Raw genomic sequence first — 11,196 nt, 5'->3', positions numbered from 1 at the left:
GCTTTGCAAGTTCTAGCAATCCCAACTTTGGTTTTAGTATTTTTTCTTGTGTTGTATTCATATCTGACACTCCTTTAAAACTTGTCTATATTTTTATCTTACTTTGTTTGCTTGTCAGATCAAGTCTAAACTATTACAGTTTTAAATTCTGCTCAAATGAGTACAATAAAACCTCTTCTTGTTCAATTAAGTGGTGAGAAAGTAAGCAAATGTCCATCATTTTCTTTTAATTGTAATAATGGTAATTATGTTTCCTTACTAGGAAGTGATTTATCTTGGATGAAGGGTGAGAGTTTATACTGTGTAGAAGAAGCAGAAGTAGCAATGGGAGAGCTATCACTTATATAGCATTGATTAAAGAACTTTCTAGTATCGTCGATTCGGTGCTAGAAAATTCAGTAAAGTAGTTAAAATATTAGCTGAAAAATAATTTTCTTCGAAACAGTCACCTACATATAGAAACGAGAATGTTTAAGCCCCTAGGAGATTTTATTTGTACGCCGCTAAAATTTCATTATAATATGAGTATATTAATGTGTTGAGGTAAAATAATGATCGGTAATGTAAAAAAATTATCAAATGAAGCGCCAATAATACTAACTTGGGTACCAAGAGTATATGGTGCATCTTTACCTGATGGTAAAAACAGTGACTTTAATTACTTAGATATAATAAAAAATCATAAATTAATAAATAAAGAAGAGAGGGATATATATTTGATTATCAACGGTCCTGGGTTCGAAGAAAATCAAATAGATGATTTAAAGCGTGAACTGAAAGGAATTGAAGGAGTACATGTTATAGACTTGCATCAGTATGACTGGAGCGAAATAGATCAAGGATGGAAGATAGATGGTAAAGATACTAGTATCAAAGATTTCTTTAGAGATATGTATAACATGACAGATGAACAAAGAACATACTTTGCTGTTGAAATAGATACTTTTAGATTAGTTGCTCTGGCACTCTTAAAGCAGTTTACAGGACACGAAGGTGGGATATATATAGATTTTGATTCTTTAAAAGCCATTGACTCTCATATAGGGAAGGATATAACAATTCCTGAGGGAATTTTATTAGGGCAAGTTACTGCACATGTTAATCAAGAGACCGGCAAAATTATTAAAACGGATTTAAATAATGACCTGATCGCAGTAAGTTGTTCACGTATAGCGATTAATATTTTATCTAAATATAAAAGCGAAATACTGAGTCAAGAAAAAATGTGCTATGAGTTAGCAGGGCGTTTATCTAATCTTGCGAAAGAAGAAAAATCACGGTTTTTTGCTATTTATAAAGAATTGGGAGAGAAACAGCTGTTAGATAATGAAGCGAAGAAAAAAGGGAAGAGTATTATAGAGGAATTAGATAAGATAGAGCGCAAAATAGTTGATCTAAGAAATGGTAAGATAAGAGAACTATATGATCCGCTAGTCTGTCATTATTCTAGGTATCGTGAAATAGGTTTAAATTTAGGTCAATTTTATACCGTGGAAGAGTCCGTAATGGATTGATCGGTCAAGACGAAAGCAAACTAGGGCTATTTTTTTTCGAAAAGAACAATGGCAATTACGTTTGTACAATAAATGGTGACCTATCCTGGATGAAGGGAAAAGATCTATACCATGAACGAGTAGATAACAAGCTGGAAGGAGCAGAAGTAGACAGGGTAGCAATGCGCTTGCATAACAGTTGTTAAAGATAGAAAGTCCTTTAAAGCAAAGGTTCTAAATAATTGACAGTCAATAAAATATAATACTAGTATTAATCTATGTGATAGAGGGAATAATATGTCAAAAAAAATAGTTAATGCACTGAAAGCTAAAGTAAAAAAGCTCAAATATGCTGATTTAAAATCTATACCAGTAAAGTCAGGTTGTTGGAGCTTTGGTTATAATACATATATTGACCTTGGTAGATCACACAACCTTACTATTAATGAGAAAGAAGTGCCTAATGAGCTTATTGAGAAGCTATATTCAAAACATAAAGATCTCATTTTAGAAGATGAGAATGGAAGAAAGAACTATAGTCCATTTCTTAAGCAAATTTTCATAAAAATATTTGAATATGCTGGTGCAGAAGTTCCGAGTGACTCTATCATGGAAGAATTGATAACTAACTATCATCAAGAAGGGTATAATCATTTTCTGTTTCTTCATATATTGAAGGCTCTTTCTCCATTTGGCTTGCTTGTGTTAGATTCTAATATAATAATAACTTATAGTATGGATTGCCGTGACTCCAATTGTCTAAAACTCAATTTTAGCATGGATTGTATAAAGGTACGCAGCAGTGATCTTGTTAATGATATCAAAACACCAGGTTTTTACAGCTCAGTAGAATTTAAGTTAAAATCTAAGGGTAGAAGCATAACATATGAGGATGGTAAAGTGCTTATTAATATTCCGAAAGAGCTGAAAAATTATAAAGCAAGTGGTAGAAGTTTGTGTGACATTACTATTGAGTATTTTCAAGAATTTTTTGGAAATTTGGGATTTAAATTTGAGACAAAAGTGGAACATAGTCTAGGTGAACCACTTAAAGTGTTAAAAGATGTAAATACATACCATGATAAGAACTTAAACTTGAACCAACAGTTAAGTAATTCAAGATAAGATATTGAGATTCGCATTTTTAAAGCTAGAAAACACATTCATTGAGAGAATAATTTCGCTACTGAAAGCAAAAGGCGTTTTTACAATCTTCTATCTACTACTCCCTCATGAACAGATACGTTAATCTCATCTAACTGCTCACTAACTTCTTCATTACTTGGCAAGTGTCCTCTAAGAGATAAGTTACGTACTGCATGCTGACATCGATCCAAAGGAGTTTGTAATCGCTCAACATATACTTTTGCTAGCAACTCAGCGTCAATTAGCGCTCCATGTAACTCCCTACTCTCTAGTGATATACCAAAACGCTCACACAATGCACTTAAAGAAGCCGGTGGTCCAAATTTCTTTCTTGCAAGCGGTAATGTATCTAACACTCTGTCTGAAGAGATTAATTTGGCATTCAGTTTACCAAGTTCCATGTTCAAAAATTTAATGTCAAATCCAGCATTGTGAATTACCAAAGTATCGCTAGATATAAAATTAAGAAATTCAGATGCAATCTCTGAAAATAATGGCTTATCCTTTAGAAATTCTTCGCTGATACCGTGAACTTTAAATGCACCTTTGTCTATGCTCCTTTCTGGGTTGATGTATCGATGGAATACTTTGCCTGTTGGAATATGATTAATTAGTTCTACACACCCTATTTCGATAATTCGATGGCTATTGACATCAAGACCTGTAGTTTCAGTGTCAAGTACTATTTCACGCAGCCCATCTTGTTTGGAAAGTTCTATACTTAACCTACTACTAGGATCTGACTGACTATTGGTAGCTTGTATCGTTTTTTTTCTTTTAGCTACTAATTTTTTTGTAGCACCTTCACCATCTTTTACTCTAGAGTGTCCAGGCACTTCGGTTATTGAGCTTTTTTTTATACTATCAAGGATAACTTCTTTATCATTTAAGAATTTTTTACCGTTACCTTCTACATAAAGTGAGGTGAGATTTTTGAGTGCTATATCTCCTCCATAGTGGTGGCGCCACACTCCAACAATGTTGTTGTTTTCTACATTTAATAAAGTAAGATTTGGGAGACGTTTGCTGCCAATCAAAAATGCAAAACCTTTGTCTCCAATATTGTTATTACTTATTTCAAGTAAAGTAAGGTTTTTTAGATTGCCTTGACCTATATATCCTGCACCTTCAAAACCGAGTTTATTGTTCCTTAGAGTGAGCGAAGTAAGATGTGTAAGTTTACTTAACTCTTTTACATCTTTACTATCAATCTCTACATTTATTAAATTAAGCTCGTTAATGCCTTTTTTACTCTGTAGAAAGTTTGCTAGCTCTCTTATATCAATTTTAGCACTTACATCTGATATTGTTAAAGCTTTATCATGTACATATCCACTAAAACCCACCTTACCCTCTGTTAATATACTATGTAAATATTTTAACTGGCATCTCAGTAGCTGTCAATTGCTTATATAAGATCTTAAACAGCTGGTTTAGGTGCTGTAAAATTCATACTTTTTGTGATCAGCTAAGTAAAAAGTCAAGCCTAGGGCAACTCACTAAGCTTTTCTGATTTATTGTGATACAGTTCTTGAGTTTTTTTCTTCCTTTACAAAAGAATCTGTTACTAAATCCTTTAAAGTTTCACCAGGCTTTTCTAGCAATTCAGGTTTAAATAAATACTCAAGTCCATATATTGCTAATGTAACAGCTACAGCAACTAAAGCCGTAGTTAAGAATGAATAATTTCCTGTGATTAATGCTAAACTTACTAGTAACCCAATTACTGGTGGAGCAAGAATTGCTGCACCTCTCTTCCATAATTGTGGTTTTTTATTGAGCTCATGTTTTTGTTTCTCTTTCTTTTCTTTGTATCGTTTACATGCTCCTTTTTTTCCTTCGAGTGTAATTTCTTTAACTTGGACTTGCTGACAAAATGTGACCTTTTTTTTGGCTTTATTTTGTCAGAAATAGAAGATTTTGATAACTCAGTGTAGTCAACTTTTTCGTTAGAATCACCCATAACTTTTTCGCTTCATCAATACCTATATTAAATTATATTCTAAATAAAGTCAAGATATTAATTACTATATTAAACTGTACTCTGAAAAAATTAAGATATTAACTACAAGCCTTGAGCCTGTTAAAATCTTCTTCAGCGTGATATGATGAACGGGTTAATGGACTTGATGCAACTACCAAGAAGCCTTTAGAATAAGCAATATATTTATAATGCTCAAACTCTTCTGGGGTAACATATCTATCAAGTTTTGCATGCTTTGGAGTTGGTTGCAGATATTGACCAATTGTAATGAAGTCAACTTCGGCACTACGTAAATCATCCATAACCTGAAATATTTCTTCTTTTGTTTCTCCAAGACCAACCATAATACCTGACTTCGTGAAAAGTTTAGAATTAATCTGTTTCACCATCTTTAGCAAATACAGTGAATGAAAATAACGAGCTCTTGGCCTGATTTTTGCATATAGCCTTGGTACTGTTTCAATATTGTGATTATAAACATCAGGTGATGCAACAGCGATTGCTTCAAATGCTCCTTTCTTATTTAAAAAATCAGGAGTGAGAATCTCTATTGTTGTTTCCGAAGTTATCTTTCTAATTTCCTCTATACATCTTATAAACTGATTTGCACCGCCATCTGGTAAATCATCACGATCAACAGAGGTAATGACGACGTGCTTTAAATTTAACTTTTTTATTGCTTTTGCTAAATTTTCTGGTTCATGAGGATCGAGCTTATCAGGAATGCCAGTGGCAACGTTGCAAAACGCACAAGCACGAGTACAAACAGAACCAAGAATCATTACAGTAGCATGACGTTTATTCCAACATTCACCAATATTTGGACATGCAGCTTCTTCGCATACTGTATGTAAGTTGTGTAGCTTAACAGTGTTTAAGGTCTCATTGAATACTTTACCAGCTGGAGCTTTTGCTCTGAGCCATGTAGGCTTACTATGCATCTGAAACAGCTAGCTCTACCTCTTGTTTTGCTAAAACTTTCTTTAATCTTCTTTTTATCTTCTGCGCTTCTTTACTTAGTTTAATTGTTTTTGTGTTGAGCAAGAAAGCATCAAGATCACCTTTGTAATCTATAGTTCTTAAAGTTCTTGTTGCTATACGAAAGCTAAACTTTTTTTCTAATATATTACTCGTTAATGTAACCTTATGTAAATTTAAGAGAAAGGTACGCTTTGTTTTACGATTTGAGTGCGATACCTTATTACCAAAAGACTTTTTTCTATTTGTTAATTCACAAATTCTACTCACTTTAATATACCAATTTATCCTATTTAACTAGGTTAACCTGATATAGTTAAATAGTCAACTCCCTTGCTTGATTTTTATACCGTATACTGCTTTATAGCCAAAAAACACTGTAATTTTTTCTATTACAAGAGAAACCATATGCTGCATTTCTAATGCTTTACTGCCATTTGTTACTAACAGATACAGCACACCAGAGTTTACGTTTTGTGCATATGAGATCTTTTGTGGTTTTGTACATTCTGCTATTTCCTCTCCAACTATACTCTTCCAGTTTAAAATAAGACGTATTTCATTTTTGCTGATCTTATTTTTCATGCATTTTAATGCATAGTTTTCTATTATAGATTTTAATTTCTTTGGCCCGCTATATTTAAACATCTTTCCAGCGCTTAACATTGTAATTATATTACAACTTTCTTATACAAAAAACTAACTTATTGTTTTCATGATCCTCGGCCTCACACATAAAAAGCAGTATTTGTATATCTAGCATTTGCCAGAATTTTGTGTTTCCTACCTTGTAATCATTTTTAATTTTAATTTGTTAAATTATTATGAAGCTAATTAAAATTCGAGTAAAGTATAGTATTTCCAAGAAGATTATCTTTTTACTGTATGCAGTAATTTTCTTATAGCTATCTGTTTTTTAAGATCTTTCTGCAATCCAAGCTGCTTGAATGGCCTCTAATATTTTTTCATTACAATACTTTTCATCATCATCAAACTCTTCTAAATCCAAGACTTTTCTTTTAAGTTCAGTGAATCTAATACTAATTATATCTTCATTTGGAAATTTCTCTTCTAGAGCTTCTGCAATATCTTCTATATCAAGCCATTTCATACTTTTTTAATAAATTAAACTGGTGCCCATGGGGAGACTTGAACTCCCAAGGTCGCAAAACCCACGGATTTTAAGTCCGCTGCGTCTACCGATTCCGCCACACGGGCCTTATGTTGTTTATCTAGAGTAAAATTCTACTACTAAATTGACTTCCATGTCTGCTGAATAGGGGACTTCGGAATATTGAGGCGCTCTCAAATACTTCACTGAAAGTGCTTTGCTGTCTGCCTCTAAATAATCTGGAGCCTTACGTTCTTGTTTTTGTTCAGCCTCTATTAATATAGGAATTTTTGCTGCTCTTTCCCTTATTTTTACTATATCACCAGGCTTCACTCTATAACTTGATATGTTAACCACCTTATCATTAACTGTAACATGTTTATGAGATATAAGCTGTTTTGCCGAGTAAATTGTTGGCACAAAACCAGAGTGATATAAAACAGAACTTAACCTTGATTCTAAGGCACCAATAAAATTATCAGCCGTATAACCTTTTCTTTTGTAAGCATCTAAAAATGTACGTCTAAGCTGTTTGCTTGAAATTGCATAGTAGAACTTAAATTTTTTATGTGCAGCAAACTGCTTACCAAAGTCAGATAACTTCTTAAATCCAAGAATACCATGCTGACCTGGAGGGTATTTTCTTTTATTGACCGAATCTTTTGCTCTACCCCATAAGTTTACACCAAGCCTGCGACTGATTCTATACTTTCTATTGATAACAGTTGTCATACAAAAATTCTCACAATCTAACTATAAATTATTAATGATTTTAACATTAAGTGTCAACTTGTTTTTGCCACTATGATGTAGTATACTTCACTTTTAAGTTTTCCTATTAATACATGAATCATCTACTACTAAAATCCATGGCAAATGCTGTCCGCTTTTTATCAATTGATGCAGTACAAAAAGCAAATTCTGGACATCCAGGTATGCCACTTGGCATGGCAGATGTTGCCACTGTATTATTTGCTAAATATCTAAACCATAACCCTGATGATTCTCAATGGATCAGTAGAGATCGTTTCGTCCTATCAAATGGTCACGGTTCAATGTTGCAATACTCTATATTATATCTGACAGGCTACATTAGTATAGATGAACTAAAAAACTTCAGGCAACTTACATCAAAAACTCCAGGTCACCCAGAATTTGGCTTAACTTCTGGTATAGAAGCAACAACAGGCCCGCTTGGTCAGGGATTTGCCACTGCTGTTGGCATGGCACTTGCTGAATCGATTCTTGAAAAGCAGTTTGAAATCAGTCACTACACTTATGTAATGCTAGGAGATGGTTGTCTTATGGAAGGTATAAGCCATGAAGCAGCGTCCCTTGCTGGGCATCTTAAATTAAATAAGCTGATAGCACTTTTTGACGACAATGACATCTCTATAGACGGCTCTACTAGCCTCTCTTGCTCTGATGATGTAGAAAAGCGTTTTTCAGCGTATGGATGGAATGTTGACAAAATCGATGGGCATGACTTTGATGCTATATCCCTTGCAATAGAGCAGGCGCAAAAGTCTGATAAACCTACACTAATCTGTTGCAAAACTATTATCGGAAAATTTTCGAGCCGTGCTGGCACATCTTCTGCTCATAGTGGTGCCTTTACAGAGGAAGATGTAAAACAGATGAGAGAAAAATTAAATTGGGACTATGAACCATTTCATGTACCAGAAGATGTGAGAAACGCTTGGATAGAAACAGTTAAGAGGGCAAAGCAAAACTATACATCCTTGATCAATAAAGAACTACAAAGAAGACTTGAGAAACGTTTGCCGAATAATATCGAGAGTGATTTGGCTGATCTGAAGAAACAAATATGTAAGCTAATGCCAAACGAAGCTACTCGATCTTCTTTCGGCAGAGTAATGGAACTATTAACTAAGTCTATGCCAGAACTAATTGGTGGCTCTGCTGATCTTACCGGTTCAAATTGTACTAAATATAAGCACATGCAGGCAATAGATAGTAATAATTATAGTGGCTCTTATGTACACTATGGAGTGAGAGAGCACGCTATGGCAGCTTGTATGAATGGTATGGCTCTTCATGGTGGGATTATTCCTTATGGTGGAACTTTTTTAGTATTTTCCGACTACTGCCGCCCTGCTATACGTCTTTCAGCCTTGATGAAACAGCAGGTTATATATGTAATGACTCATGACTCAATTGGAGTAGGAGAAGATGGTCCAACTCACCAGCCAATAGAGCATTTAGCTTCTCTGAGAGCTATACCAAATCTGTATGTTTTTAGGCCAGCAGATGCAATTGAAACTTTGGAGTGCATTAGCATTGCACTTGAAAAAAAAGAGTCACCTGCACTATTTGCGCTTTCAAGGCAAAATATTAATTACATGCACTCTTATACTGACCAATTGGCCAACCTATCAAAATTTGGTGCATATATACTATGCGAATATTCAGGGAAGCTAGAAGTGACGATATTTGCTACCGGATCTGAAGTTGAAATTGCAGTTGAGGCAAGAGAAAAATTACAGGAAAAAGGTGTAGGTACAAGGGTCATTTCTATGCCGTGTTGGAGGCTTTTTGACGAGCAAAGTGATGAATATAAAGCGGTAGTATTAAATAATGACAGCATCAAAGTTGCAATTGAAGCTGGAAGTGAAGTGGGTTGGCATAAATATATAGGCTCAAATGGTATATTTATTGGCATGAAAAGTTTCGGAGAATCAGCACCTTATGAAGCTCTTTATAAGCATTTTAATATTAGCGCTGATTATGTAGTAAAATGTGTTTGTGAAAACGCTTTTTATCATTCCACTGCCCATAAAATTACTTAATGAACTCAGCCAGTACCGTTATTATGGATATGGATACAAAGTCGCTAAGGAATTTAAGAATGTATTGATACCCCACATTAATCAGGCAGATGAAAGTGATATAAGTCTGTTAACAAAGATCGCAACAGAGCGTGAAGCAATGGCAAAATTAGCTGGTGGGTATATATTGTTTATTTCAAAAATATGGCAAAATCAGCCACAGGAAAAGCTTTAGGAACAACGACTATTAGACCTCAAGATACAATTAACTGGAAAGTACATTTTACCGTACGTGATAAGTATAATTCAGTAGTGGCAAAGTGGCATAGCTATGAAAAGGGCGAAACTATTAAAGAAACAGTTGGTAGTAGCGAGCCAAGTTATATTATGCTGGAACTTTACTCTAATGCAGAGTCAGCGCTGAGTGCAGCAAATGCCAAGTTGAAACAATTGAAGCGTAACAATGAAGCTTTAGATATAACTATGCCTGGTAATCCTCAAATTTTTGCAGAAGCTAAACTTAATCTTATAGACTTTAACCAAGCGGTAGATGGTGAATGGATAGTTAATAGAGCGGAGCATACTTTAAATAGCTCAGGTTACCTTACTATGTTGTCAGCATCTTTGAGTAAGTAATGTTAATAAAAAATGAGTAAATGATCTATTTAATATTAAAAAGATGTTGAATATGGATAAATTGGGTCAAGATACAAAAAACAAGCTGCATTTTTGGTGGCTTATAACAGTAATAGTATGTATTATTGCTACCTATTCCTACATGAAGGCAAAGGCTGCAGATAATTATAAAACGATATTACGCATTGCTTCTCAAAATTGTAACTTAGAGACTGTAAAATTCTTAGTAGAAAATCTATTAGATATTAATGTGCAGATCCCTAAATTAACAGCACTACATTATGCTGCAGAAGAGGGATGTGCAGAGGTTGTAAAATTCCTAGTAGAAAAAGGAGTTGATATAAATGCTACGAAATATGAAAGATGGACACCTTTACATGCAGCTACATATGAAGGCAAATTGGAGATAATTAGATTTTTATTAGACAAAGGTTCAGACCCTACCATTAGAGATACAGATGGAAAAACACCAAGGAAAATTGCTGTATTAAGATCACGGCATAATAAGGACAAACCTTATGATGAAATCATTAAGCTACTTGCAGAAGCAGAGGACCGATACGAATCAACAAAAAGTAATCACTAAAGCTGTAAGTTTTCTATAATCTGCATATAAATTTCCAAAACTATCCATAACAAGTTAATATTTTCACATGAAAAAGCAAAAAATCCCAATAGCGGTAATAATAACAATAGTTCTACAGACTGTAGGATTCATATGGTGGTTGGCAAAACTTGACTTACGTGTACACATCCATGATGAATTTATAGAAAAAAACCAAGGACTAATCGAAATAGTCTATCGACTTGAAGAGAGAGTGAAAAACCTCACTGAAGAAGTCAACGAACTTGAAGCTATTCACAAACACAAATAAATTTTACAGTGACAAAGTACATTTTATCTGTAGATGGAGGTGGCATGTAATAGTTTAGACTTGATCTGACAGGCATGAATTAACTGACAGAAGAATTAACAAAGTCAAAACCAAAATCAGCATCCTGTTTAATGCTATCAATATTTTTCTGATAAGCAATATGCATACTATCAAAAAAGGTTTG

16 protein-coding genes and 1 tRNA gene are annotated in these 11,196 nt (G+C 34.0%); 9 read left to right on the top strand and 8 right to left on the bottom strand.

Annotated features, from left to right (window positions below; genetic code table 11):
- The first annotated feature begins 156 nt into the window (after positions 1–156).
- The 4 genes from JR053_RS04070 to JR053_RS04055 all read left to right on the top strand — a co-directional run bounded on the left by JR053_RS04070 (position 157) and on the right by JR053_RS04055 (position 2,618).
- Entirely contained in the window at positions 157–348 is a 192-nt protein-coding gene (locus JR053_RS04070) for a hypothetical protein (RefSeq protein ID WP_416603624.1), read from the top strand.
- Positions 349–551: 203 nt separating this feature from the next.
- Positions 552–1,514, top strand: a complete 963-nt coding sequence (locus JR053_RS04065; RefSeq protein WP_416603622.1) for a hypothetical protein — start codon at positions 552–554, stop codon at positions 1,512–1,514.
- Positions 1,511–1,699 (top strand): hypothetical protein, encoded by a 189-nt coding sequence (locus JR053_RS04060; RefSeq protein WP_416603620.1) that lies wholly within the window; start codon positions 1,511–1,513, stop codon positions 1,697–1,699. The genes JR053_RS04065 and JR053_RS04060 overlap by 4 nt, the downstream gene beginning before the upstream one ends.
- 91 nt (positions 1,700–1,790) lie before the next feature.
- Positions 1,791–2,618 carry a hypothetical protein gene (locus tag JR053_RS04055; protein WP_264730773.1) on the top strand — a complete coding sequence of 276 codons (828 nt, stop codon included), beginning with the start codon at positions 1,791–1,793 and terminating at the stop codon, positions 2,616–2,618.
- Between the two features lie 80 nt (positions 2,619–2,698).
- On the opposite strand, the gene dnaQ is transcribed toward JR053_RS04055, so the two are convergent.
- The 8 genes from dnaQ to rpsD form a co-directional block, all read right to left on the bottom strand.
- Positions 2,699–3,358, bottom strand: a complete 660-nt coding sequence (gene dnaQ, locus JR053_RS04050; RefSeq protein ID WP_372436136.1) for a DNA polymerase III subunit epsilon — start codon at positions 3,356–3,358, stop codon at positions 2,699–2,701.
- A 1,004-nt stretch (positions 3,359–4,362) separates the two neighbouring features.
- The gene (locus JR053_RS04045; RefSeq protein ID WP_246038607.1) at positions 4,363–4,602 is read right to left on the bottom strand and encodes a hypothetical protein; all 240 of its coding nucleotides are present in this window, start codon (positions 4,600–4,602) and stop codon (positions 4,363–4,365) included.
- Positions 4,603–4,700: 98 nt separating this feature from the next.
- Entirely contained in the window at positions 4,701–5,564 is an 864-nt protein-coding gene (gene lipA, locus JR053_RS04040) for a lipoyl synthase (protein ID WP_010405389.1), read from the bottom strand.
- A complete protein-coding gene (gene rpmB, locus JR053_RS04035) occupies positions 5,557–5,871 on the bottom strand; it encodes a 50S ribosomal protein L28 (RefSeq protein WP_007302640.1) in 315 nt (104 codons plus the stop codon). Before rpmB ends, lipA begins: the two co-directional genes overlap by 8 nt.
- A 54-nt stretch (positions 5,872–5,925) precedes the next feature.
- Positions 5,926–6,249 carry a DciA family protein gene (locus JR053_RS04030; RefSeq protein ID WP_029237676.1) on the bottom strand — a complete coding sequence of 108 codons (324 nt, stop codon included), beginning with the start codon at positions 6,247–6,249 and terminating at the stop codon, positions 5,926–5,928.
- A 268-nt stretch (positions 6,250–6,517) separates the two neighbouring features.
- Positions 6,518–6,712: a Fe-S cluster assembly protein IscX gene (gene iscX, locus JR053_RS04025; protein WP_007302643.1), complete on the bottom strand. Its 195-nt coding sequence runs from the start codon at positions 6,710–6,712 to the stop codon at positions 6,518–6,520.
- A gap of 20 nt (positions 6,713–6,732) precedes the next feature.
- Positions 6,733–6,819, bottom strand: a tRNA-Leu gene (locus JR053_RS04020).
- Positions 6,820–6,829: 10 nt separating this feature from the next.
- Positions 6,830–7,444 (bottom strand): 30S ribosomal protein S4, encoded by a 615-nt coding sequence (gene rpsD / locus JR053_RS04015; RefSeq protein WP_006012690.1) that lies wholly within the window; start codon positions 7,442–7,444, stop codon positions 6,830–6,832.
- A 113-nt stretch (positions 7,445–7,557) separates the two neighbouring features.
- On the opposite strand from rpsD, the gene tkt reads away from it, so the two are divergent.
- The 5 genes from tkt (at position 7,558) to JR053_RS03990 (ending at position 11,012) form a co-directional block, all read left to right on the top strand.
- On the top strand, positions 7,558–9,522 hold the full coding sequence (gene tkt, locus JR053_RS04010; protein ID WP_010405397.1) for a transketolase: 1,965 nt from the start codon (positions 7,558–7,560) through the stop codon (positions 9,520–9,522).
- Positions 9,479–9,736, top strand: coding sequence for a hypothetical protein (locus tag JR053_RS04005; protein WP_083810077.1), 258 nt, complete (start codon positions 9,479–9,481; stop codon positions 9,734–9,736). The genes tkt and JR053_RS04005 overlap by 44 nt, the downstream gene beginning before the upstream one ends.
- Positions 9,706–10,137, top strand: a complete 432-nt coding sequence (locus JR053_RS04000) for a phage late control D family protein (RefSeq protein ID WP_236607927.1) — start codon at positions 9,706–9,708, stop codon at positions 10,135–10,137. Before JR053_RS04005 ends, JR053_RS04000 begins: the two co-directional genes overlap by 31 nt.
- Positions 10,138–10,189: 52 nt before the next feature.
- Entirely contained in the window at positions 10,190–10,723 is a 534-nt protein-coding gene (locus JR053_RS03995; protein ID WP_155968672.1) for an ankyrin repeat domain-containing protein, read from the top strand.
- Positions 10,724–10,790: 67 nt separating this feature from the next.
- Positions 10,791–11,012, top strand: coding sequence for a hypothetical protein (locus tag JR053_RS03990; RefSeq protein WP_416603615.1), 222 nt, complete (start codon positions 10,791–10,793; stop codon positions 11,010–11,012).
- Positions 11,013–11,196: the final 184 nt, after the last annotated feature.

Source organism: Wolbachia endosymbiont of Nasonia vitripennis (assembly GCF_048054115.1).
In the GTDB taxonomy this organism is placed as follows: Bacteria; Pseudomonadota; Alphaproteobacteria; order Rickettsiales; family Anaplasmataceae; genus Wolbachia.
This window is presented reverse-complemented; position numbering and strand designations above follow the sequence as displayed.